The sequence below is a fragment of the Bacillus sp. IS1 genome (assembly GCF_032461585.1).
GTDB classification, from domain to species: Bacteria; Bacillota; Bacilli; order Bacillales; family Bacillaceae; genus Bacillus; species Bacillus velezensis.
On sequence record NZ_JAWCWR010000002.1, the window covers coordinates 226,799 to 251,544 of the forward strand.

Consider the following 24,746-nt stretch of genomic DNA (forward strand, 5'->3'; position numbering starts at 1 on the left):
AAAGTGTGATAAATAAGAGCCAAAAGAAAAGAATAGACAGCGTCATATGCTTTTCACTCGTTCAAATTTATGCAAACTTTCTTGTAGTCTAGTCTTTTACGGCACTAGGTAGAAACAATCAGACCATATTACTGATCATATACAAGAATAACGATATTACATGAGATAGCAGTATTTTATCGTTTCAATTTTTGAAAATCAACCTTTTTAGATATTTTCAAAATAATAAATTTATATTATAAATAAAGAAAATAAAGGATGTTCATAAGTAATTGGATAATAAAGGTTTAAAATACCCCCAAAAACCGTTCCGGTTCATTGTAAAGACGGGATGCAGCTGATAAAATGGATCTGAGGGCACAGCCTTCAAAAGACGGCAGAAAAGGGGTCATTTTCGTGATCATTCAGTTCATTCGTTACAGATAATGAGAGGTATAGATAAATAGGTTAAACCTTCCAATTTGGCGAGGTTTATTTGTCTATGCCTTTTTCATTTCATCGGAATAACGAATGAATGAGGTGTTTTTTTTGACGTCTATAAAAAGAAAACGCGCGGAATTACTGCAATCATGCCAGTCCGTGTTCAGGTGTCCGCTATGCCGGTCGGCCATGGCGGTCTCACAATACAAAAGCTTGATTTGCGGACAGGGGCATACATTTGATATATCAAAACAAGGATATGTGAATTTCCTCAATAAATCGGTCAAAACCCGCTATGACAGGCAGCTGTTCGAAGCGAGACGCGAGCTTTTTGACAGCCGGGAATTTTTTGGGCCGGTTCAAAAGGAGATCGCCGCCATCATCAGCCGTAAGCAATCTCCGCATAAACCGGCGGCGATATTGGATGCGGGGTGCGGAGAAGGCTCTCATTTAGCCGCCGTATGCAAATTGCTTCAGCCCGCTTTTTCCGTGACGGGAATCGGCATTGATCTCTCGAAAGAAGGTGTGCTGCACGCCGCAAAGGCCTTCGGGAATCATATGGTTTTTGCCGTCGCTGATGTGGCGGATGCGCCGTTTGCCGACAGCTGTTTTGATGTCGTCATGTCCGTTTTATCACCTTGGAATTACAAGGAATGCAGCAGGCTTTTAAAAAAGGGCGGCACAGTCATTAAAGCGGTGCCGCGGCGTGATTATTTGAAAGAAGTGAGGGAATTCTTCTTCGGAGACAGTCCTCGGCGGAACGACACCGCCGATTCTGCGGCCGGACGATTCCAAGCGGGCTTTCAAACCTTTGAGCGCAAACGGCTGTGTTACACGAAGACCTTATCGCAGCCTGACCTCGAGCGGCTTGTGAAAATGACGCCCTTAACATGGAAATGTACTGATGACAGCATCCGGCGGTTTATCAGCCGGAAAGAGGCTGCTGTCACGATAGATATCGATATTTTAATCGGAACCGGTCCGCTGTAAAACGGAAAAGACACGCTAATCGCGTGTCTTTTTTTTATTTCCAGACTTCACCGGCAATGTTGACGACATGGCGCAGTTTCGCCCATTGCTGTTCTTCTGTGATCAGGTTTCCTTCCTCAGTGGAGGCGAATCCGCATTGCGGGCTGAGGCAAAGCTGATCCAGGCTGACATATTGTGAAGCTTCTTCAATCCGGCGTTTAATCGCGTCCTTGTCTTCAAGTTCGCCATGTTTCGACGTAATCAATCCAAGCACAAGCTGAAGATCAGAGCGTTTGACATAGCGGAGCGGTTCAAAGCCGCCGGAGCGGGAATCATCATATTCCAGGAACAATCCGTCAAGATCAAGCCCGTCAAAAATCGTTTCAGCCGCTGCATCATAGCCGCCTTCAGCCGTCCATGTGGATTGGAAGTTGCCGCGGCAGATATGCATCGTAACCTTCAGATCGTCAGGGCGGTCCTTGATGGCGTCATTAATGGAAGCGGCAAACAGCTTGCGCAGCTCATCCGGCGTTGTGCCGAAAGCTTCAATCTGACGAAGCCCCGCTTCTGATAAGAAAACGGCCCATGCGGTGTCATCGAGCTGAAGGTAGCGGCACCCGGCGTCATAGAAAGCTTGAATCGCTTTTTTATACGCCTTTGACACATCGTGCTGAAATTGTTTGTAATCATTCTGGTAGGACGCTTTTTCCAATTTTCCGCGGAAAAACAGCATATTCGGACTTGGGATGGTCATTTTCGGAACAGCATCGCCGGCAATGCTGTGCAGGAATTTATAATCTTCGAGCATCGGATGCTGAGAAAAATCAATATCTCCCGTTACTTTAATGCCGCGCGCTTTCGTCTGTACGTTGTGAAACTGAATGCCGCTTTCAGGCGTAAACGCTTCGACGCCGTCTAAGTTTTCGAGAAAATCAAAATGCCACCAGGCACGGCGGAATTCGCCGTCAGTCACGACATTGAGGCCGGTTTCTTTCTGCTTTTCCACACTGCGGATGATTTCTCTGTTTTCGATTTCGCGCAGCTGTTCTGCCGAAATCTCACCCGCCGCTCTTTGCAGGCGGGCTTGCTTCACAGCCGCCGGCCGCAGCAGGCTTCCGACCTGATCCGCGCGAAACGGCGGGTTTTTTCTTAGAAGCGTATGCAATGGTTGTTCTGTGTTTTGCTGTGACATGAACGATTCCTTCTTTCCTGATGAAATATAAAAAGCTCTTCCCTCGGATAGGGAAGAGCTTGCGTCCGCAAATCTCAACCTTATCTTCAGGATTTAGCACCATTCTGCGAACAGCGGTTGCCGGGTATCATAGGGCCAGTCCCTCCACCTCTCTTGATAAGGAAATATGCTATTTTTCAGAATAAACTGTAATACTCTTAATCTTAGTATATTATCTTATATTGTCAATATATTTCGATAAATATTTTTATTTGTCACCCTCAAATAGAATCATATCTATCACGATGGCGATCGCGAGACAAAGAACGATATCCTCTTCCTTTTCAATCTGCAAATGATAGGAATCGCCCCAGCTCATCCATGATTTGGTGACGGTCATCCGGTTTGATTTTCCGTCTGTCACTTGAAAATTCCGGCCCCACACATCGCCGGTAAGATCCCAGCCGAGTCCGGAAATTTCAAATTTCGGTTTGAATAACGTGACTTTCTTGATGACTTGGCAGACGGGTTTGCCGCTGACGGAAATCTCGTAACGGGGAACGAGCGACATTAGTTTCTGATTGACGCTGGCGAGCGTGCGGCCGTCCAAATCAGTCAGCTTCAGTTCATCACCGAATGAAAACAGCTTTCCTTCAACATTGTAGACTTCTTTCCCGCTTTCAAGAAACACTTGAAAACGATTCTTAAACGTCAACATCCGCTCTTTGATATAAAAATGGTACATAAAAAAACTCCTTTTTTATGTTGTACGAAAAAAGGAGGCGGATGGTTTCATATCGGCCGGGTGCATAAAAAAAAGGCTGCCGATTTTGCGGCAGCTGTCGTTTTTATGATAGCGGCATCCGGCGTTTTTGACGGATCGCATTTAAATCAATGATGTTATTCGTGTCGGCAGCTGTCACCAGCGGGCTTGTCTTTGGCGTTTTCCGGCGGTTGTCCTTACTGAAAGAGAAAACAAGATACCCTGTCAAAGCAGCAAAAATAAGTAGCATCATTTTACATACCTCCCAAAAAAAGTTTTGGTATTATTATTGTACGAAAAAACAAACGAAAAGTATTCAAACAATTGTCACTTTTTTAAAAAATAACGTCATTTTCCGTAAAAATGACTATGGGTTGAAGAAATTTTGCTCTTGTTGTGGTTCTATAGATTGTATCGGCTGATGAATGATGATCGTTTATATAACTTTTTCACTATTTTTTGTAAGAGTCTAATTAACCACTTCGTTGTTTTCGTTTGCCTTGTGTTATTCAGTACCCTAAAAAACCTTATAATATGCAAAATAACTGCTTCTAACAGATGACTGCGGAATGACAGCGCTTTCTTTATTTTTTTAAAGAAAACGAGATGTTATCTTAAAAAAATCGTTTGAACATTTTCCGCAGCTTTTTAAAAGGGTTTGATTTCGTCTCCAGAACACGGGGGTCTTTTAAGGTTTTTTTCAATTCTTTCGCTACAGTTCCTCTTGCCATAGTCTTCACTCCTTCTTTCCATTTCATACCTTATATACGGAAAGAAAGAAGGAAAGGTTTCATGTGAAAGAAAAAAACCAAAGCAGGGGGCTTTGGTTTTAAGCGCGCTCTTCAAAGAGCCTGGCGATTTCAACAATGACGTTTACCGCCTTTTCCATATGATCTACGGAAATGTATTCATATTTTCCGTGGAAGTTTTGGCCGCCCGTGAAAATGTTCGGTGTCGGCAGTCCCATGTAAGAGAGCTGTGATCCGTCGGTTCCGCCCCGGATCGGTTCGATAATCGGTTCGATATCGAGGTTTTTCATGGCTTGATAGGCGACATCGACTATCTCTTTGACCGGTTCGATTTTTTCTCTCATGTTGTAATATTGATCACGCAGTTCAAGCTTGATGCTTTCCTTGCCGTATTTGGCCGCCAGCGCATCGGCGGTTTTCTGCATATATTCTTTTCGTTCTGCAAAGCGGTCTCTGTCAAAGTCTCTGATGATGTACGACAGGGCGGCTTCAGAAACGTCTCCGTTCATGGAAAGTAAATGATAGAAGCCTTCATACCCTTCCGTATATTCCGGCGCTTCTTCTTTCGGCAGCGCTTGATGAAATTCCATCGCGATTTTTGAAGCGTTGACCATTTTGTTTTTCGCCGTTCCCGGGTGGACGCTTTTTCCGTAACAAGTCAGCTTTGCGGCGGCTGCGTTAAAGCTTTCATATTGCAGTTCGCCGAGGGGGCCTCCGTCTATCGTGTAGGCGAATGCGGCGTTGAAGCGGCCGACATCGAATTTGTGAGGCCCTCTGCCGATTTCTTCATCGGGCGTGAACGCGACCCGGATCGTTCCGTGTTTGATGTCCGGATGTTTGATCAAGTACGCCATTGCCGTCATGATTTCGGCAATACCCGCTTTGTTGTCGGCTCCGAGCAGCGTCGTGCCGTCTGTTGTAATCAGCGTCTGGCCTTTATAGCGGGAGAGCTCCGGGAATTGCTCAGGCGACAGGACGACATTGAGTTTGTCATTCAAAACGATATCATGTCCGTCGTAGCTCTCAATAATCTGAGGATTCACATTTTCCCCGGTAAAATCGGTCGCTGTGTCCACGTGAGCCAGAAAACCGACAGTCGGCATATCTTTATCCGTATTCGCCGGCAGAGTCGCCATGACGTACCCATTGTCATCGACTGTGATTTCTGTCATGCCGATCGACTTTAATTCATCTGCCAGCATGTTGGCCAATGTCAGCTGGCCGGGGGTTGAAGGGCAGTTTTCATTGTTTTCGTCAGACTGTGTATCGACTTTTACGTAAGAGGTAAAGCGTTCAATGATTTCATTTTTCATACCGTCATCTCCTTTGTCTTATCTTACCATGCGCGGGGGAGGGATTTCTATTTCACAACCGGTTTGATTCGAGGGCTCTGTGTTTTACGCGAATGAAAACAAATTATGAAGAAACGATGACTAAACGATTAAACTTTTTGGAAATGGATGTTTGAGAAAGAAAAAACCGATATAATATGGTCAATTCATTCAATAGAGGAGGCTTTCTTCATGGCGATTTTAGTGACAGGCGGAGCGGGTTATATCGGAAGCCACACATGTGTCGAGCTGTTAAACGGCGGCTATGACATCGTGGTTCTGGATAATCTGTCAAATAGTTCACCGGAAGCATTGGAGCGTGTGAAAGACATTACCGGAAAAGGGCTTGTGTTTTATGAAGCGGATCTCCTTGACCGTGATGCCGTTCACCGGGTGTTTGCTGAAAATGAGATTGAAGCCGTCATTCATTTTGCGGGATTAAAAGCGGTCGGTGAGTCTGTGGCTGTTCCGCTCCGTTATTATCATAATAATCTGACGGGGACGTTTATTTTATGTGAAGCCATGCAGGCACACGGTGTGAAAAAAATCGTCTTCAGTTCTTCAGCGACGGTTTACGGCGTTCCGGAAACAACGCCGATCACTGAGGATTTTCCATTAAGCGCGACCAATCCTTACGGGCAGACAAAGCTGATGCTGGAACAGATTTTACGCGATCTGCATAAAGCGGACTCTGAATGGAGCATTGCGCTGCTCCGCTACTTTAATCCGTTCGGCGCGCACCCGAGCGGCCGGATCGGAGAAGACCCGAACGGCATCCCGAATAATTTAATGCCGTACGTCGCCCAAGTCGCTGTCGGCAAGCTTGAGCAATTGCAGGTGTTCGGCAATGATTATCCGACAAAGGACGGCACCGGCGTGCGGGATTACATCCATGTCGTTGATCTTGCCGAGGGCCACGTCAGAGCGCTTGAGAAGGTGCTGAACACAACAGGCGCGGATGCCTATAATCTCGGCACGGGAAGAGGCTACAGCGTTCTTGAGATGGTCAAGGCGTTTGAAAAAGTATCTGGAAAAGAAGTGCCGTACCGTTTTGCCGACCGGCGCCCGGGAGACATCGCCGCATGCTTCGCAGACCCGGCAAAAGCGAAGGCTGAATTAGGCTGGGAAGCAAAGCGCGGGCTTGAAGAAATGTGCGCCGACTCTTGGAAGTGGCAGTCCTCCAATGTGAACGGGTACCAAAAGGTGTAAAAAGAAAGAGACCTTCAAATGGTGAAGGTCTCTTTTATTACGGTCATTATTTAATTTTCACTTCAACATCGTTGCTGAACTTTAATTTCCAAGTGCCTTTAGAGTATGCGTTTTTATCAACTTCAAAAGCTTTTACGTCAGTAACTTTAATGTTCGGGTTCAAGTCACTTAAAATTTTACTGTTGTCTACTTTTGTTTCTGTTGCATAGCTTGAAGAAGCATCAATATCTGAATCATAGGATGTTCCTTTAGAATCTACTAATTTCGCTCTTGGAATGGAGAAAGAGCTTAACGGCTTGTTTGAAACATTTTTAACTGTGTATTGAACAGCTACGATAACGCCGCCGTCAGACGCTTTTTTCTCGACAAATTGAGAGCCTACTGAATCTCTTTTTTCCACTTTGGTAACAGTAACTTCAGTTTTCTCAGTCTTAACAGTGTCACCGATGTTATACAGTTTTTCCTTGGATTCCGCAGCTTTTGAAGACGCGGTTTTAGATGATGAAGATCCGCCTCCGCCGCCGATGTTTACGAGAATGATAATAACCACTACTGCCAGAAGCAATGTGATAATTTTATGTCTCATAAAAAAGTTTCTCTGATCTTTACCGCAGTTTGGGCATTTTTTAACGCCTTTAGCGATTTCTTTGCCGCATGCCTTACAAGACACCAGGTTGCCTGCCATAATATTTCCTCCTATGTAAACTATTTCTTAAAAACTACATACTATAATGCCTGTAAAATAACCTATAGTCAATAATATTTTGAGAAAAAAAGTATTTTAATGGTTTTTTAGTCATGTATTTTAAAGGCCTTTTTTAGTATCGGCAGATCGTTCGAATTTTTTATAGGTTTATTGAAAAAAGAGTGGTTGAACATGTTCGTGATTTCCCGTATAATCTTGAAAGATATACAAAAACTGAACATAAAAAACAGTGGTTTTCTAGGGTTCCGCAATGCTGAATTGGTCTGGACCGAGAGAAAACACACAGCAGGTTCCTGCTGTGACACGTTGGGATAAAAGCCCGGGAGTTTCTGCTCTTTTGATGAAGAGTGCTCTCCCGGGCTTTTTTGATTTTATAAAAAAGGAGTGTCTGGGATGAAAAAGAGATTACTGGATGTGCTGATGCTGATTATTGGAGCTTTTATCTTTGCTTTGGCCGTTAATTTATTCGCCATTCCGAATGATCTTGGAGAGGGCGGGGTAACGGGAATCACCCTGATCTTGTACTATGTGTTTGAGTGGTCGCCCGGGGTGACGAATATCATTTTGAACGGGATCTTATTGATTATCGGATATAAATTTTTAGACGGAAAAACAACGCTTTATACGATCATTACCGTTGTTGCCAACTCACTGTTTCTGCATCTGACGCATGATTGGCACTCGCCTTCACATGAACTCATTATTAATACTATTTTTGCGGGTGTGTTTGCCGGTGTCGGAATCGGGATCATTATTCGAGTCGGAGGCACGACTGCGGGTTCTGCCATTTTGGCGAGGATTGCGAACAAATATCTCGATTGGAACATCAGCTATGCGCTTTTGTTCTTTGATCTGATTGTCGTCTTCAGTTCTTATTTCATCATCGGTGCGGAAAAAATGATGTTTACCATTGTCATGCTGTACATCGGAACGAAGGTGATGGACTTTATCATTGAAGGCCTGAATACGAAAAAAGCGGTGACGATTATATCTGAGCATAAGCACGAAATCGCTGAGCAGGTCAACACGCTTATGGACAGAGGGGTTACGCTGCTGTCGGGTAAAGGAAATTACACGGGGCAGTCGAAGGAAATTTTATATATCGTCATCCAGAAACAAGAGCTTTCCATGCTCAAAAAAATTATTAAAAGCTGTGATACAAAAGCGTTTGTCATTGTTCATGATGTGCGTGACGTCTTTGGCGAAGGCTTCGTCGATATCTCTAAATAAAAAGAATCCCTCTGCCGGCGCGGAGGGTTTTTTTCTTATGCCGGCAGAAGCGGTTATGATCCGTTTCCCGGGAAATAGCCTGAAAGCTGTTTCTTAAAACGAAGTGGATACAATCGGCCGGACGTTTTATACTGAAAATATGATAGAGCGATAGAAAGGAGCGCATATGAACCCGTTATTGGCAATTTACCCAAGGGCTGTGTTGTCTGATACGTGCTGTACGGCGGAGGATGTCTTTTGCTTTTATGATGAGAAAAGGCGGGTCTATGTCGCCATTCCGAAGGAGGATATCACCCCGAAGGAGAAACTGCTTCTGGAATCATTTTTGACGCCCGCTGAAGAAAAAGGCGATTTTTTTCCGGAGACGGCGGCAGCAAAGAGGTGGCGGCGTTTTCTGCTGGAAGAAGGCCCAGTGCCTGATGTCAAGGAGCCGCGTGTCCGTTTTATCCATTATGACTTATTGGGAGAACGGGACTGGGGGGCATTTACGGAAGCGCTGCGCCATTTCTGGCCGGTTTCATATACAGTTGTCCGGACGGGAAGGGATCAAGGCGTGATTGTGGAGGAAGAAAAGCTGGAAGCGCCAGATTCGGATGACATCGCATCTTTTGTGAAGATTCTCGAAGGCGATTTTTATTTCAGTGTCCGTTTTTTCATCGGAAGGTATTATGACGCGGGAGAACGTCTGCGTCTTCATTATCGGAGAGAACAGCAATATTGTCAGATTGGCCGGCGTTATCTCCCGCAGCTGAGCACGCTGACCGCGGAAACGGTATTTCCGGCCATGCTCACGGAAGAAAGCAGAGAAAAGCTCTCAGCCTTGCTTCACGAAGAAGCGGCGCTGCTGTTTCAGAAAGAACCGGAGCTGAAGCATACGATTCAGACTTTTATTGAACATAACTCGAACATGTCGCTCACATCGAAAAAACTGCATTTGCACCGCAACAGTCTTCAATATCGGATTGATAAATTTGCGGAACGCTCGGGTATTGATATTAAGACATATCAGGGCGCCCTGCTGGCTTATTTCATTTGTCTGCAGTATGAAAAATCACATTAAATGGGAAATGTGCACGAAGGCAGCGGACTTTTTTTATGAACATTGCCTATATCCGCCGCCGTCTGCCACTGTTACAATCCTATTTAAGAAAGCGTTTACAAAAAAAGGGGGAGATGACATGGCGGAACTTCGGCTGGAGCATATTTATAAGTATTACGATCAAAAAGAAGCGGCTGTCGATGATTTTAACCTTCATATTAAAGATAAAGAATTTATCGTGTTTGTCGGTCCGTCGGGGTGCGGCAAGTCGACAACATTGAGGATGGTTGCCGGGCTGGAAGACATTACGAAGGGCGATTTCTATATCGGTGACACGAGAGTGAATGACATCGCTCCTAAAGACAGGGATATCGCCATGGTGTTTCAAAACTATGCGTTATATCCGCACATGACGGTCTATGATAATATCGCTTTCGGTCTGAAGCTGAGGAAGATGCCGAAACCGGAGATTAAAAAACGGGTCGAAGAAGCGGCAAAAATGCTGGGGCTCACAGAGTATCTGCACCGCAAACCGAAGGCGCTCTCCGGCGGTCAGCGGCAGCGGGTTGCATTAGGCCGGGCGATTGTCAGGGACGCCAAAGTGTTTTTAATGGATGAGCCGCTGTCAAATCTGGACGCAAAGCTTCGGGTGCAGATGCGGGCAGAAATTATTAAGCTGCATCAAAGGCTGCAAACAACCACAATCTATGTGACGCACGACCAAACAGAAGCACTGACGATGGCGACACGCATCGTAGTCATGAAGGACGGAAAAATTCAGCAGATCGGCACCCCGAAAGACGTGTATGAACATCCCGAAAATGTATTTGTCGGCGGGTTCATCGGCTCCCCAGCGATGAACTTTTTCAAAGGAAAGCTGACGGACGGCGCCATTCAGATCGGTTCAGCCGCTCTCGGCGTGCCGGAAGGGAAAATGAAAATGCTCCGGGAAAAAGGGTATGCCGGCAAAGATGTTATCTTCGGCATCCGCCCGGAAGACATACATGACGAGCTGATTGTGGTGGAATCCTATAAGAATTCATCCATCACAGCTAAAATCAATGTCGCGGAATTGCTCGGGTCAGAAATTATGGTTTATTCCCGGATCGGGGATCAGGATTTTATCGCCCGGATTGACGCCCGCCATGACATTCATGCCGGTGAGGAATTGACCGTCGCTTTCGACATGAATAAGGCTCACTTTTTTGACAGTGAAACAGAAATCAGAATCCGCTCATAACGCAAAGCCGGACAGCTGGATGTCCGGCTTTTTTGATGTAACAATTTTTGACGCATAACCGATATAAAAAGTAAATAGAAGACAGAAAGCAGGAAAACGATGAAACGCATGATCATGTGCATGTGCCTTTTGGCTGCCGTGTTTACGCTTGCTGCCTGCTCGGGCCATGAGGCAAGCGCCGAACAAAGCATTCCGAAGGCAGAGGCGCACCACGATAAAAAGTCTGTAAAGCGCCAAATCAAAAAAGAGCCGGATACGTCCGCCTGGGTTAAAACGAAAGGAACGGCAAGACTGCCGATTCTGATGTACCACAGCATTTCTGAGGGAAACAGCCTGCGTGTGCCGAAGGAAGAATTCCGGCAGCATATGAAGTGGCTTCATGATCACGGCTATTATACGATGACTCCTGAAGAGGCCTATCTGATGCTGACGGAAGATAAGGAGCCGCGTGAAAAATGTGTTCTGATCACATTTGATGACGGCTATACCGACAATGTGAAAGCGGCCTATCCCATTTTAAAGAAATACAAGATGAAAGCGACAATTTTTATGATCGGAAACTTTATCGGGCATAAGAATCATCTGACTGAGAAGCAGATGAAGGAGATGGCCGCCCACGGCATTTCCATTCAGAGCCATACGATGAACCATCTCGAATTGAACGGGCTCACACCGCAGCAGCAGCGACGTGAAATGAAGGACTCTAAGCGTTTATTTGATCAAATGTTCGGACAGCGGACGTCTATGATCAGCTACCCTGTCGGACGATATAATAAGGAAACATTAAAAGCCGCCGCCGCGTCAGGCTACCGTATGGCGGTCACGACGGAGCCGGGAGCGGCGTCAAGAGATCAGGGGCTTTACGGGCTTCACCGCGTCCGTGTGTCGCCGGGCATGTCCGGCGCGGCATTCGGCTCTTATATTCAAAATGTGATGAAATAACAGAGCCTCCGCATCATGCGGAGGCTTTTTTCAGTTTAATAGAATTGATGAAGCAGCAGAAGGGTGACACTCACGGTAATCGCTCCGCCGATTCTGGTCGACACTTGGGCGAACGGCATAAGCTCAAGCCGTTCAGCGGCGCTCAAGATCGCGACGTCGCCGGTGCCGCCCTGGCCGGAATGGCAGGCATTAATAATCGCCGTCTCAATCGGGTACAGATTCAGCCATTTTCCGGTCAGAAAACCGACGGCCATCATCGTGACGACGATTGATAAAATGGTAATGATGTTGCTGATCGTAAACGCCGCAATCAGCTTGTCCCACGGTGTCATTGAAACGCCGATCGCAAATAAGAGCGGATAGGTCACGGCTGTCGAGAAAAAGCGCGAGACGCCGAAGGCTCCGTTTTCAATCGAAGCCGGCGCCAGCCTGAACAGCTTAATGAGAACGGCAAGGACGAGCATCACAACAGGAGCCGGAAGCTGAAAGAAATCATGCGCCAGCATGCCGACCAAATAGAGGGAAACCGCTAAAATACCGCCCGAAGCGAAAAAGGACAAATCAAATGTTTTATCATTGGCCGGCTGTTCCAATGCGGGAGCGGAATGATCAGACTTATCAACCTTCCCGTTGCCCGTCCATTTCGGTTTGCGTTTCCCGATGACATTCAGCAAACCCGATAACATAATGGCGCACAGGCTGCCGAGCATGATGGACGGCAGCACAAGCGCAAAGGCGTCTCCCTGGGACATCGGCATAATATCGGAGTAGCCGATGGATAAAGGAATCGCGCCTTCACCGACACCCCCCGCCATAATCGGAACGACAATATAAAGCAGCGTGTGCTGAAAGCCGAGCCCGAGCAGCGTCCCGACGCATAAGCCGACGATGGCGGCCGCGATCGAGCCGGCGATCAGCGGAATAAAAATCTTGACGAAAGCTTTGACGAGCGTCTCTCTTTTCATCCCGAGAATACTGCCGACGACGATACCGGCAATAAATAGATAGAGAAAGTTGGAGCTTTCTGTGAATTCTGTTGTTGAAGTAATAATGTCTTTCGGAAGCAGGTGGTAGTAGACGACAGCGGATGGAATAAAGGTTGCGAGAATCGCAGGGCCGCCGATGGACCGCACGATCGGAATGGATTTTCCGATCTGGCCGAAGGTAAATCCGAAAAAACTCATGACGGCAATTGATGTCAGAATGTCGCTTTTTACATCACGGCTCATGACAAACACCGTAATAAGCAAGAAAAGCAGGATATAGATAGGAAGAGGAATAATGCCGATTCTTATATTCATTGCTCTGGCAAACCAGTTATCAGTCCGTTCCTGTTTTTGGATTGAATCCGTTTGCAATTTTGGTTGAAGTTCTCCCATGCTTGTTCCCCCAGTCGTTATGTAGTGAAAAAATATCCCCATTTAAAGTATACTAAAAAATTTAAATTGTTCATATATTATGAATTTACTAGAGGACATGCTTTCTTCACATTTTCTTTCTCAAAATGGCGATTTGGCGGGCTTTTTCGCCGAGAAAAGCATTTTGTTCGCCACACGAATAAAAAAGGGGTACGATATCAAAGGGACAAATATCCTAGGCGCTGACATAAAATCTCTACAAATTCGACAATAATCGGTCACAATTTCAGCCTTATTTTAGGTATATTGATCTTTTTTTTTAGGCTGAATCGTTGTAAAGTAATGATATTGAATCATTTCTATGACAGCCGCTGTCCCCCAGGGTGTACAGGCTGATATTTCAATAGTTTTGACGAATTTGTGAAACATTGAGCAAATATATCATTTTTTGTGAAATACCGAGCAATGATCTCGTTATGTTTGTGAAATGTTGAGCAATTTACCAGATTGGAGGAAAAACATCATGAGTGAGTTGGTATTAGCCCGCATTCAATTTGCATCTACAACATTGTTTCACTTCTTGTTTGTGCCTTTGTCTATCGGGCTTGTGTTTATGGTTGCTTTGATGGAGACGCTTTATGTTGTCAAAAAACAAGAGACCTATCTCAAAATGGCTAAATTTTGGGGGCATCTCTTTTTAATTAACTTCGCTGTCGGCGTCGTCACAGGGATTCTTCAGGAATTCCAGTTCGGTCTGAACTGGTCTGATTATTCCCGTTTTGTCGGAGACGTATTTGGAGCTCCGCTTGCGGTTGAAGCGCTTTTGGCGTTTTTTATGGAGTCTATTTTTATCGGATTATGGATTTTCGGCTGGGACCGTTTATCTAAAAAAGTGCATTTGCTTTGCATTTGGCTTGTGTCCTTCGGAACGATTATGTCATCTTTCTGGATTTTGACGGCAAACTCATTCATGCAGGAGCCGGTCGGCTTTGCGATTAAAAACGGCCGCGCGGAAATGAATGATTTCGGGGCGCTTTTGACAAATCCTCAGCTTTGGGTTGAATTCCCTCACGTCATTTTCGGGGCGCTTGCGACGGGTGCTTTCTTTATCGCCGGTGTCAGCGCATTTAAATTATTGAAGAAAAAAGAAGTGCCTTTCTTCCATAAATCTTTCAAGCTTTCGATGATTGTCGGTCTGATCGCCGGTATCGGCGTTGCGTTCAGCGGACATATGCAGGCTGAGCATTTAATGGAATCGCAGCCGATGAAAATGGCCGCCAGTGAAGCGCTATGGGATGACAGCGGTGATCCTGCCGCGTGGACGGCTTTTGCGAATATTGATACGAATAAAGAAAAAAACACATCAGAAATTTCAATTCCTTACGCACTGAGCTACTTGGCTTACCAGAAGTTCAGCGGCAGTGTGAAAGGGATGAAAACACTTCAAAAAGAATACGAAAAAACGTACGGAAAAGGCGACTATATCCCGCCTGTTAAAACGACGTTCTGGAGTTTCCGCATTATGGCGGGAGCGGGCGCGCTTATGATTTTTGCCGCGATTGCCGGCTTTATTCTGAACCGCCGCAAAAAGCTTCATACGAGCAAGTGGTATTTACGGGGCATGATCGCACTGATCGCATTTCCATTCATTGCGAACTCTGCCGGTTGGATTATGACTGAAATCGGCCGCCAGCCGTGGACGGTCATGGGACAATTGACGACCGCACAATCCGTTTCTCCTAACGTAACGACGGGATCTCTGCTGTTTTCAATTATCAGCTTCGGCGTCATGTACTTGATTTTAGGCGCGCTGCTGGTTTTCCTATTCGTTCGTGAAATTAAAAAAGGTGCGGACCATGATGATCATAAGGATGTTCCTGTATCAACGGATCCGTTCAGTCAGGAGGTCTACCATGGGGTCACTTCATGATCTTTGGTTTATACTCGTTTCAGTTTTGTTTGTCGGATTTTTCTTTTTAGAGGGTTTTGATTTCGGTGTCGGCATTTCGACCCGATTTCTTGGCCATAATGAATTAGAACGCAGAGTGCTGGTTAACACCATCGGCCCGTTCTGGGATGCGAATGAGGTGTGGCTTATCACAGGGACGGGAGCGATCTTCGCGGCATTCCCGAACTGGTATGCGACGATGCTGAGCGGATATTACATTCCGTTTATCATCATTCTTCTTGCTTTGATGGGGCGCGGCGTGGCATTTGAATTCCGCGGCCAAGTGAATAATCTGAAATGGGTCAAAACATGGGACTGGGTGATTTTCTTCGGCAGCCTTATCCCGCCATTTGTATTCGGACTTATTTTCACAAGCTTGTTCCGCGGTGTGCCGATTGACGGACATATGAACATTCACGCAGGTTTTTCAGATATTGTGAACGTGTATTCCGTTCTCGGCGGAGCGGCCGTCACCCTTCTTTCATTCCTGCACGGTTTAATGTTTATCACACTGCGCACGATCGGTGATTTACAAGAGCGTGCGAGAAAAATGGCAAAACGCGTAATCGGTGTTATCTTTCTTGTTGTACTTGCTTTCTTTGCGATGTCTGCATACGATACGGATATGTTTACACGCCGGGCAAACATCACGATTCCGGTATTCGTGCTGATTGTCATCTGCAACGTTCTTGCCGTTGTGTTCATGAGCAAGAAAAAAGACGGCTGGGCATTCGGTATGACCGGCGCGGGTCTTGCTTTGACAGTTGCGATGATTTTTATCTCTCTGTTCCCGCGCGTCATGGTCAGCTCGCTGAAAAGCGCGTATGACTTAACAGTAGCTAACGCGTCTTCCGGTGATTATTCACTTAAGGTCATGACAATTGTCGCACTGACTCTGCTGCCGTTTGTCATCGGCAGTCAGATCTGGAGCTATTATGTCTTCCGGAAACGCGTCAGCCATAAGGAGCCTATGACTTATTAATGGGAAAAGACCTGTTTCTTTATAAAGGAATGAAGCGGATTCTTGCGATCATTACGGGATTAACGATTATACAAACGGCCGCCATCATCTTGCAGGCGGAATGGCTGAGCCAGGCGGTAACCGGATTATTTAACGGGAAGCGGATTGCTTCTCTTTATCCGGTTATCGGCTTTTTCCTGCTTGCGTTTTTGGTCCGGCATGCGGTGGCAACGGTCCGGCAGAAAATCGTGTACCAATATGCCGCGCAAACCGGCGCAGACTTAAGAAAAAGATTTCTTGAGCAATTGTTCCGTCTCGGCCCCCGCTTTGCGAAAAAAGAGGGAACAGGCCGGATGGTGACGCTGGCGATGGAAGGCATCAGCCAGTTCCGCCGTTATTTAGAGCTGTTTCTGCCGAAAATGGTCAGCATGGCGATTGTACCGGCGGCCGTTGTTATTTACGTGTTTTTTCAGGATAAAACATCGGCATTGATTCTGATTCTTGCGCTTCCGATTTTGATTGTATTTATGATTCTGCTCGGACTTGTCGCACAGAAAAAAGCCGATCGCCAATGGAAGTCCTATCAGACGCTTTCCAATCATTTCGTGGATTCGCTTCGCGGACTGGAGACATTGCGGTTTTTAGGATTAAGCAAATCACACAGTAAAAACATCTTTCATGTCAGTGAGAGATACCGTAAGGCGACGATGAGCACGCTCCGGGTCGCGTTTTTATCATCATTCGCCCTGGATTTCTTTACGATGCTGTCGGTGGCGACAGTGGCGGTGTTTCTCGGCTTGCGGCTGATAGACGGACAAATTCTGCTCGGGCCGGCACTGACCGCGCTGATTCTCGCGCCTGAATATTTTCTCCCGGTCCGCGAAGTGGGAAATGATTACCACGCGACGTTAAACGGGCAGGAGGCGGGGAAAACCATTCAAGCGATTTTGGCGCAGCCCGGTTTTAAAGAAGAAAAGCCGCTCGAACTTGATACGTGGACTGACGGGGATGAATTACAGCTTACGCGTTTGTCCGTCCGAGAATCGATGTCTGAATTTCATCTGTCCTTTAAAGGGAAGAAAAAAATCGGGATTATCGGGGAAAGCGGTGCGGGAAAATCGACACTCATTGATGTGCTGGGCGGCTTTTTAGAGCCTGCGTCCGGTGAGATCAAGGTAAACGGTGAATCCCGCTCGCATCTGCAGTCGGACGGCTGGCAGAAGCAGCTGCTCTATATTCCGCAGCATCCGTACATTTTTGATGACACGCTTTTGAATAATATCCGGTTTTATCATCCTGATGCTTCGCATGAGGAAACGGCGCAGGCCGCTGCTTCAGCGGGTCTTTCCGGACTGATCCGTGATCTGCCCGGCGGCCTTGACGGCCGGATCGGCGAGGGCGGACGGGCGCTCAGCGGAGGACAGGCTCAGCGTGTCGCGCTGGCCAGAGCCTTTTTAGGAAACCGGCCGATTCTCCTTTTGGATGAGCCGACCGCTCACCTTGATATTGAAACAGAATATGAAATAAAAGAAACGATGAAAGACCTGTTTGAAAATAAGCTTGTTTTTCTGGCCACTCACCGTCTTCACTGGATGCTTGAGATGGACGAAATTATCGTGCTTGATGACGGCGCGGTGGCGGAAATCGGCACCCACGACGAATTGATGGCGAAACAAGGCGTATACGCCAAACTTGTAAAGGCGCAACTGGGGGAAAGAACATGAGAAAAGAAGAATGGATTCTGCCGTATATGAAGCAAAATGCCCGTTTGTTTGTTCTTGTGATTTTTTTAGGCGCGGTGACGATTTTTTCGGCGGCCTTTCTCATGTTCACTTCCGGTTTTTTGATCTCTAAGTCGGCGACAAGGCCTGAGAATATCCTGCTGGTGTACGTTCCGATTGTGGCCGTGCGCACCTTCGGGATTGCCCGTTCAGTCTCACGGTACGCCGAGCGTCTGACGGGGCACCATATCATTTTGAAAATCGTGTCCGACATGAGGGTGCGGCTTTACAATATGCTGGAGCCGGGCTCGCTCATGCTTTCATCCCGTTTTCGGACGGGCGACATGCTCGGCATTTTGGCTGAGGATATTGAGCATTTGCAGGATGCGTTTTTAAAAACGATTTTCCCGGCGGTTTCCGCTTTGCTGCTGTATGCGGCCTCCGTTATCGGACTCGGCTTTTTTTCCTGGCCGTTTGCCGCTTTTGCGGCGATTTACCTGTTTATATTGGTTGTATTGTTTCCGGTTGTGTCGCTTCTTGTGACGAGAGCGAAAAACATGAGGCTGAAAAGCGGCCGGAATACGCTCTACAGCCGGCTGACAGATGCCGTGCTCGGCGTGAGCGACTGGATGTTTTCGGGACGCCAGGCGGCCTTTATTTCCTCTTATGAAGAGAAAGAGAAGGCATGGTTTGACCTTGAAAGCAAACGTCAGCGGTTTACAAGATGGCGTGATCTCGCCGCGCAATGTCTTGTCGGCGGCTTCATATTGATCATGCTGTTCTGGACGGCGGGTCAGTATGCGGACGGCAGCATCGCCAACACGATGATCGCGGCCTTTGTGCTTGTCGTATTTCCATTGACGGAGGCGTTTCTGCCCCTTTCGGATGCGCTGACGGAAGTGCCTTCTTATCAGGATTCCATCAAAAGAATGAGTAAGGCGGCTCCGGAGCTGCTAAGTCGTGAGGTGAAGCAGACGGATGAGAAACTGGATGTATCTGATGTGACACTTACATTTGATAACGTGACGTTTTCTTATGATCAGCACAGTCATGTGCTTGACCGTTTTTCCTTCACTCTCCGCCAAGGTGAAAAAATGGCGCTGCTCGGCAGGAGCGGTTCCGGTAAGTCGACCTCTCTTGCTTTAATTGAAGGCGCCTTAGTTCCCGATTCGGGCAAAGTGATGCTGAACGGGCTGGAAACTGCGGCCGTGCAGGAGCAGATTTCCTCAGCGGTGGCCGTTTTGAATCAGAAACCTCATCTCTTTAACACGAGCATTATGAACAATATCCGGCTCGGAAACGGCAAGGCGAGTGATGAAGATGTTAAGCGTGCGGCGCGGCAAGTGAAGCTGCATGATTATATTGAATCACTGCCTGACGGATATGAAACGTCCGTGCAGGAGACGGGAATTCGTTTCTCAGGCGGGGAACGGCAGCGGATCGCGCTTGCCCGTATTCTGCTCCAAGATACGCCGGTCATTATCCTTGATGAACCGACGGTCGGCCTTGATGCGGTCACTGAACGCGAATTGCTTGATACGATTTTTGATGTCTTTAAAGAGAAAACGATCCTCTGGATTACACACCATTTAGCGGGTGTGGAAACAGCTGATAAAATCGTCTTTTTAGAAAATGGAAAAGCAGAAATGGAAGGAACCCATCAAGAGCTGCTTGCAGAAAACGAACGGTACCGGAAGCTTTACCGTCTTGATGTTCCGATCAGAACATAAACAGCCGCAAACGAGCGGCTGTTTTTTTTGTGCGGTTTAAAATCTCTTCTTGTTTGGAATATAAATAGGAGACAGAAGAGGAGGTACAGAGATGAATATAATGGATTGGACGGAACAGGATGTGAAAGATACGCTGCCGAAACGGGAGGCAGACAGCCATAAAGGAACGTTCGGGACGGCGTTATTGCTGGCCGGGAGCGATGACATGCCGGGAGCCGCCCTTCTGGCCGGATTGGGCGCGATGAGAAGCGGTGTCGGCAAGCTCGTCATCGGTACATCGGCAGGCGTCATTCCGCTTATCGTCCCGGTGCTGCCGGAAGCGACGTACTGGCGGGACGGCTGGAAAAAAGCCGCGGCGGGCCAGCCCGGGGAAACCATCCGGGCCGCTGCCATCGGGCCGGGCCTTCCTCAAACAGACGAAATGCAGCAGGCGGCTGATCAGCTGCTTTCTGTCGATTATCCCGTCATACTGGACGCGGGCGCCATAACGAAAAGAACCTATCCAAAGAGGAAAGCCCCCGTGATCTTGACGCCTCATCCCGGCGAATTTTCCAGAATGACAGGCCTTCCGATTCAAGAGATTCAGCAGAACAGAGCGGGATATGCCGCGGAATGGGCGGAGCGGCTTCATGCCACGATTGTCCTGAAAGGAAACGAAACCATTATCGCTTTTCCCGACGGGGAATGCCGCAGGAATACAACCGGAAACGGCGCGCTTGCAAAAGGCGGGACCGGTGACACGCTGACGGGAATGATTCTCGGCATGCTGTGCTGTCATCAAGACCCGAAGCATGCCGTATTGAACGCCGTCCGCCTTCACGGCGAATGTGCGGAATTATGGACGAAAGAGCGCTCCGCCCATACCTTGTTGGCGCACGAACTTTCTGAACTGCTGCCGCGTGTATGGAAGGAATATGAATAAAGAAAAGGCGTCTTCATAGGGAAGGCGCCTCTTTTTGTTTTACCCTTGATTTCATCAGGACATAATACAGCAGCGACGGAACGGCCAGGCCGATGACCCAGGCAATGTCGCCTCCGCCGAATATTTCAGCGAGCGGCCCGATGTAAAAGGATGTATTGATGAACGGGATTTCTAATATAATCGACAAAACGAAGGCGGCCGCTGTAATCCAATTGACCCTGCCGTATTGCCCGTTGACGTCAAACATCGATTTGACGTGGTATTTTCCGCGTCGGATAAAATAGTAATCCACGAGGTTGATCGCCGTCCATGGAATTAAGAAATAACTGATGAAAAAGATGAAATTTAAAAACAGTTCCATGAAATTGCTTTGGCCCAAGAGACTTAATACAGTACCCGCTGCCGTCACACAAAGGATCATTACCACTCTCGTTTTCGGCGTCACCTTCAGTTTTAAAAACGGCTCCAAAGTAGTCGTGGTTGACATAAAGGCTCCGTATAAATTAAAGACGTTGATCGCCATTTGTCCGAACAGGACAATGATCAGCATAATAAAGGAAAACGGACCGAACAATCGGACAATCTCATTTCCCGCATTAGCGGTAAATTCCGGGAGCGCCGTCGTCAAAATGGCGCCGAGAAGCATCATCCAGATGGAACTGACTGACGTACCTGCGTAGCTGTACCAAAAGGTATGCGATGCCGGTGTTTTGACCGGCAGATAACGGGAATAATCTGCGACATATGGCGCATATGCCAGCTGCCATGTGGCCACCGCGCTGACCGCCACTAGAAAAACAGGCAGGTCTAATGAGCCGGGCACCCAGCTTCCTGAAGGAATCGGCAGTTGAAAAATAAGAATCGTTGCAGCAAAAAAAACGGCAAAGGAGGTCCAAGAGAGGATTTTCTGCATTTTGTGAATCAGATCATGACCGTAGATCGTGAGTAAAAAACAGATGGCGCTTAAGCCGATAATACACCATGAAGCCGGAATCGGTACAAAGCTGCTCAATGTACCGGCTGCGAGAATCGTACTGCTCGCAAAGAAGCCCAGGTAGATAAACATGACCAAAAAGAGGGGCAGAATCGCTCCGATCACGCCGAATTGCGCGCGGCTTTGAATCATTTGCGGAATTCCGAGCTGAGGTCCTTGTGCGGAATGAGACGCCATAAAGATTGCGCCGATAAAGGTTCCGATAATAATGGCGGCGATACTCCAAAAGAGATCGAGTCCCATTGTAACGGGCAGTGTGCCTGTGACTAACGTCGTAATATGCATATTAGCCCCGAACCAGACGGGGAATAAATCTTTAGCCTTTCCGTGTCTTTCGTCATGCGGAATATGTTCAATCGTTCGCCTTTCTACTTTCAATAGATAATCTCCTCCGTATGTTCTTCTTTAACATAAAAACATAGCTTAACAGATTGACCTGCCGTTTACAAATTCCAGCATGCAGGAAAAACATTGTAAAGCCTCGCTGACAGCCGTTCAAAAGTTTTTTTGAAAAACGGAACAAACACTGCCGCCAAAACGATTTGCCAGGGTTTAAAAGGCATGGATATGCTTACGGACTAATATGTATTAAGGAGAAATGTGTCAATCTTTTGACGAATGGAGCCATTATTCGTTAAGCTGAAAGAATAGTTTACTTTGTGTAAATTTCATTAATGAAAAGGGGATTGATGATATGTGTACAAGTCTTACATTGAAAACGACAGACGGTAATCACCTATTGGCGCGAACGATGGATTTTGCATTTCAGCTCGGTACGGACGTCGTGCTTTACCCTCGTCAGTACAGCTGGAAAAGCGAAGCTGACGGCAGGATGCATAAGACGAAATACGCATTTATCGGCATGGGGAGAAATCTCGGCAATGTTCTGTTTGCCGACGGCGTAAATGAAAAGGGGCTGTCGTGTGCGACGCTGTATTTTCCGGGCTTTGCGGGATACGAGAAAGCGGAACGGGAGGGCACCTGTCACATCGCTCCTCATGAGTTTGTCACCTGGGCCTTATCAAACTGTGAATCTCTTGAAGACATAATGGAAAAGCTCTCAATGCTGACGATTGTAGAGAAGAAGTTAATGTTATTGGATACGGTGCTGCCTCTTCATTGGATTTTATCAGACCGCACGGGCGGCTGCATTGTCATCGAGCCGACACCGGAGGGAATGAAAGTATATGACAACAAACCCGGAGTGATGACCAACAGTCCGGAATTTCCTTGGCATGTGACCAATCTGCGCCATTATATCGGAATCAGGCCGCAGCAGTCAGAAAGCAAAACATTGGGCGGAATGACATTAACCGCTTTCGGCCAAGGATCTGGAACGATCGGGCTTCCCGGTGATTACACGCCGCCATCCCGATTCATCAGAGCCGCTTATCTGAAAGAGCATTTAGAGCCTGCCGCTCATGAAACGGATGGCGTTACAGCCGCTTTTCACGTGCTGTCCAATGTGAATATTCCAAAAGGCGCGGTGATCACAGAGGAGAATGAAATTGATTATACGCAGTATACGTCGGTCATGTGCTGTGACAGCGGGAACTACTACTTTCATCTGTACGACAACCGGCAGATTCACAAAGTAAGTTTATTCCATGAAGATCTTGACCGTCCGGAGCCGAAAGTATTTGCGGCCGCGGCGGAGCAGAATATACAGGAGCTGAATTAGCTCAAAAAAAAACAGGACGCGATTGTCCTGTTTTTTTATTTAATACGGATCAGACGGATGGCTTTCCTGTTCAGCCTGCTTTGCAGCCTGTTCCGTATCAGTAGTGCCGATCGGCCCGTTGCTGTTGTTTTCGGAAACCTTTTTCAGCCCTTCCGCAACACGTTTTCCGTAGTCCGGATCTGCTTTTGTGAAATTCTCAATCATTTGATCCTGAATGTCTTTCCGGCAGGAAGAAAGCGTATTGACCAAGTTTGTGATCAATTCGTTCCGTTCAAATTCCGAAAATCTGCGGTATGTTTCTCCGGCTTGGCCGAAATTATTCGACCGGTCGATCGCTTCCCGCTTCACATCGCCTTCGACATGAGGTGTATGGTCTTTCCCATCCTGCTTTGCTTCGTTGAGTCCTCCCATAATGGACGGCTCATAGTTGACGTGCGGGTTTTGTCCTTCTGCCCGATCGACCCGATACTGCATTTGCCCGCCTTCCTGGTTGGTGGCGACATGCTTTTTCGGCGAGTTGATCGGAAGCTGCAGGTAATTTGCGCCGACCCGGTACCGCTGGGTATCTGAATAGGCGAATGTCCGCCCCTGAAGTAATTTGTCATCTGAAAAATCAAGGCCGTCCACAAGCACGCCCGTTCCGAATGAGGCCTGTTCCACCTCGGCATGGTAGTTTTCCGGGTTTTTGTTCAGAACCAATTTACCGATCGGCTTCCAAGGGAAATCGTCTTTATACCACAGCTTGGTCGGATCAAGCGGATCAAAATCCAGCTCGGGGTGTTCGTCATCAGTCATGATTTGCGCATACACTTCCCATTCAGGGTAATCGCCTTTTTCAATCGCTTCATACAAATCCTGTGTCGCATGGTTAAAGTTTTTCCCCTGAATCTCTTCCGCTTCCTTCTGTGTCAGGTTGCGGATGCCTTGTTTCGGTTCAAAGTGATATTTGACGAGCACGGCTTTTCCTTCTTCATTGACCCATTTGTAGGCATGGACGCCTGAGCCCTGCATCTGCCGGTAGTTGGCCGGGATGCCCCACGGCGAAAACAAGAAAGTGATCATATGAGTCGCTTCGGGTGATTGGGAAATGAAGTCGAAAATACGCTCGCCGTCCTGAATGTTCGTAACGGGATCAGGCTGAAATGCGTGCACAAGATCCGGGAACTTCAGCGGATCACGGATAAAAAAGATTTTCAGGTTGTTGCCGACCAGATCCCAGTTGCCGTCTTCGGTATAAAGCTTAACGGCAAAACCCCGGGGATCACGCAATGTTTCCGGGGAATGCTTTCCGTGGTTGACGGTAGAAAACCGCACAAACGCCGGAGTTTTCGTTCCTTTCTTTTGAAACACTTTCGCTCTTGTGTATTTAGAAATCTCCTCGTCTCCAAAACTTCCGTACGCCTCAAAGTATCCGTGTGCGCCGGCGCCGCGCGCGTGAACGACGCGCTCGGGAATCCGTTCGCGGTCAAAGTGGCTGATTTTCTCCAAAAAATCATAATTCTCCAATGTCGTCGGTCCTCTATTGCCGACTGTCCTGACATTCTGGTTGTCAGTGACCGGATGGCCCTGCCGGTTTGTCAGCGTGTCTTCTGACTCGCCTTTACCGGTCGTCTTACTGGAAAGCGTTTCTTCGCTGTTTTTGTTATTTTCCATTGTTGAACC

General features: G+C 47.3%; 20 protein-coding genes and 3 riboswitches. Of the genes, 12 read left to right on the top strand and 8 right to left on the bottom strand.

Features of this window, described 5'->3' with window-relative positions:
* Positions 1 to 64: 64 nt before the first annotated feature.
* A riboswitch (purine riboswitch) is annotated at positions 65 to 165 on the bottom strand.
* 363 nt (positions 166 to 528) lie between these two features.
* The gene (locus RUW00_RS09205) at positions 529 to 1,410 is read left to right on the top strand and encodes a methyltransferase domain-containing protein (RefSeq protein WP_203249416.1); all 882 of its coding nucleotides are present in this window, start codon (positions 529 to 531) and stop codon (positions 1,408 to 1,410) included.
* A 34-nt stretch (positions 1,411 to 1,444) separates the two neighbouring features.
* Here the strand turns inward: RUW00_RS09205 and RUW00_RS09210 are convergent, their stop codons facing one another.
* From RUW00_RS09210 to pepT, 4 genes are all read right to left on the bottom strand, one after another.
* Positions 1,445 to 2,581, bottom strand: a complete 1,137-nt coding sequence (locus RUW00_RS09210) for a 5-methyltetrahydropteroyltriglutamate--homocysteine S-methyltransferase (protein WP_029972954.1) — start codon at positions 2,579 to 2,581, stop codon at positions 1,445 to 1,447.
* 77 nt (positions 2,582 to 2,658) lie between these two features.
* Positions 2,659 to 2,744: riboswitch (SAM riboswitch) on the bottom strand.
* Positions 2,745 to 2,828: 84 nt separating this feature from the next.
* Positions 2,829 to 3,305 carry an LURP-one-related/scramblase family protein gene (locus tag RUW00_RS09215; protein WP_017418594.1) on the bottom strand — a complete coding sequence of 159 codons (477 nt, stop codon included), beginning with the start codon at positions 3,303 to 3,305 and terminating at the stop codon, positions 2,829 to 2,831.
* A gap of 103 nt (positions 3,306 to 3,408) precedes the next feature.
* A complete protein-coding gene (locus tag RUW00_RS09220) occupies positions 3,409 to 3,576 on the bottom strand; it encodes a hypothetical protein (RefSeq protein WP_003150808.1) in 168 nt (55 codons plus the stop codon).
* Between the two features lie 576 nt (positions 3,577 to 4,152).
* Positions 4,153 to 5,385: a peptidase T gene (pepT, locus tag RUW00_RS09225; RefSeq protein WP_280144738.1), complete on the bottom strand. Its 1,233-nt coding sequence runs from the start codon at positions 5,383 to 5,385 to the stop codon at positions 4,153 to 4,155.
* A 210-nt stretch (positions 5,386 to 5,595) separates the two neighbouring features.
* Here pepT and galE point away from each other — a divergent pair, with 210 nt between their 5' ends.
* Complete coding sequence (gene galE, locus RUW00_RS09230) at positions 5,596 to 6,612, top strand: UDP-glucose 4-epimerase GalE (RefSeq protein WP_061861672.1); 1,017 nt, start codon at positions 5,596 to 5,598, stop codon at positions 6,610 to 6,612.
* A 46-nt stretch (positions 6,613 to 6,658) separates the two neighbouring features.
* On the opposite strand, the gene RUW00_RS09235 is transcribed toward galE, so the two are convergent.
* A complete protein-coding gene (locus RUW00_RS09235; protein WP_119834765.1) occupies positions 6,659 to 7,198 on the bottom strand; it encodes a DUF4352 domain-containing protein in 540 nt (179 codons plus the stop codon).
* A gap of 346 nt (positions 7,199 to 7,544) precedes the next feature.
* A riboswitch (guanidine-I (ykkC/yxkD leader) is annotated at positions 7,545 to 7,646 on the top strand.
* Between the two features lie 65 nt (positions 7,647 to 7,711).
* On the opposite strand from RUW00_RS09235, the gene RUW00_RS09240 reads away from it, so the two are divergent.
* From RUW00_RS09240 to RUW00_RS09255, 4 genes are all read left to right on the top strand, one after another.
* Positions 7,712 to 8,548, top strand: a complete 837-nt coding sequence (locus tag RUW00_RS09240) for a YitT family protein (RefSeq protein WP_003150818.1) — start codon at positions 7,712 to 7,714, stop codon at positions 8,546 to 8,548.
* A 166-nt stretch (positions 8,549 to 8,714) separates the two neighbouring features.
* Positions 8,715 to 9,608 carry a PucR family transcriptional regulator gene (locus tag RUW00_RS09245; protein ID WP_280144737.1) on the top strand — a complete coding sequence of 298 codons (894 nt, stop codon included), beginning with the start codon at positions 8,715 to 8,717 and terminating at the stop codon, positions 9,606 to 9,608.
* Positions 9,609 to 9,726: 118 nt separating this feature from the next.
* A complete protein-coding gene (locus tag RUW00_RS09250; protein ID WP_014419235.1) occupies positions 9,727 to 10,827 on the top strand; it encodes an ABC transporter ATP-binding protein in 1,101 nt (366 codons plus the stop codon).
* A 99-nt stretch (positions 10,828 to 10,926) separates the two neighbouring features.
* The gene (locus RUW00_RS09255) at positions 10,927 to 11,769 is read left to right on the top strand and encodes a polysaccharide deacetylase family protein (protein ID WP_061861669.1); all 843 of its coding nucleotides are present in this window, start codon (positions 10,927 to 10,929) and stop codon (positions 11,767 to 11,769) included.
* 35 nt (positions 11,770 to 11,804) lie between these two features.
* On the opposite strand, the gene cimH is transcribed toward RUW00_RS09255, so the two are convergent.
* Positions 11,805 to 13,148, bottom strand: a complete 1,344-nt coding sequence (gene cimH / locus RUW00_RS09260; protein WP_053285310.1) for a citrate/malate transporter CimH — start codon at positions 13,146 to 13,148, stop codon at positions 11,805 to 11,807.
* A gap of 502 nt (positions 13,149 to 13,650) precedes the next feature.
* On the opposite strand from cimH, the gene RUW00_RS09265 reads away from it, so the two are divergent.
* The 5 genes from RUW00_RS09265 (at position 13,651) to RUW00_RS09285 (ending at position 20,409) form a co-directional block, all read left to right on the top strand.
* Complete coding sequence (locus RUW00_RS09265; RefSeq protein ID WP_007614697.1) at positions 13,651 to 15,057, top strand: cytochrome ubiquinol oxidase subunit I; 1,407 nt, start codon at positions 13,651 to 13,653, stop codon at positions 15,055 to 15,057.
* Positions 15,041 to 16,057, top strand: coding sequence for a cytochrome d ubiquinol oxidase subunit II (cydB, locus tag RUW00_RS09270; protein WP_014722010.1), 1,017 nt, complete (start codon positions 15,041 to 15,043; stop codon positions 16,055 to 16,057). Before RUW00_RS09265 ends, cydB begins: the two co-directional genes overlap by 17 nt.
* A complete protein-coding gene (gene cydD, locus RUW00_RS09275; RefSeq protein ID WP_280144736.1) occupies positions 16,057 to 17,760 on the top strand; it encodes a thiol reductant ABC exporter subunit CydD in 1,704 nt (567 codons plus the stop codon). The genes cydB and cydD overlap by 1 nt, the downstream gene beginning before the upstream one ends.
* Positions 17,757 to 19,487 carry a thiol reductant ABC exporter subunit CydC gene (cydC, locus tag RUW00_RS09280; RefSeq protein WP_280144735.1) on the top strand — a complete coding sequence of 577 codons (1,731 nt, stop codon included), beginning with the start codon at positions 17,757 to 17,759 and terminating at the stop codon, positions 19,485 to 19,487. Before cydD ends, cydC begins: the two co-directional genes overlap by 4 nt.
* Positions 19,488 to 19,578: 91 nt before the next feature.
* Positions 19,579 to 20,409 carry an NAD(P)H-hydrate dehydratase gene (locus RUW00_RS09285; RefSeq protein WP_280144734.1) on the top strand — a complete coding sequence of 277 codons (831 nt, stop codon included), beginning with the start codon at positions 19,579 to 19,581 and terminating at the stop codon, positions 20,407 to 20,409.
* Between the two features lie 13 nt (positions 20,410 to 20,422).
* Here RUW00_RS09285 and RUW00_RS09290 read toward each other — a convergent pair whose 3' ends face one another.
* Positions 20,423 to 21,781, bottom strand: coding sequence for a purine-cytosine permease family protein (locus RUW00_RS09290; protein WP_014419229.1), 1,359 nt, complete (start codon positions 21,779 to 21,781; stop codon positions 20,423 to 20,425).
* Positions 21,782 to 22,097: 316 nt separating this feature from the next.
* Between RUW00_RS09290 and RUW00_RS09295 the strand changes: the two genes are divergently transcribed.
* A complete protein-coding gene (locus RUW00_RS09295) occupies positions 22,098 to 23,084 on the top strand; it encodes a choloylglycine hydrolase family protein (RefSeq protein WP_280144733.1) in 987 nt (328 codons plus the stop codon).
* A 39-nt stretch (positions 23,085 to 23,123) separates the two neighbouring features.
* Here RUW00_RS09295 and katX read toward each other — a convergent pair whose 3' ends face one another.
* Positions 23,124 to 24,737, bottom strand: coding sequence for a catalase KatX (gene katX, locus RUW00_RS09300; RefSeq protein ID WP_022553975.1), 1,614 nt, complete (start codon positions 24,735 to 24,737; stop codon positions 23,124 to 23,126).
* Positions 24,738 to 24,746: the final 9 nt, after the last annotated feature.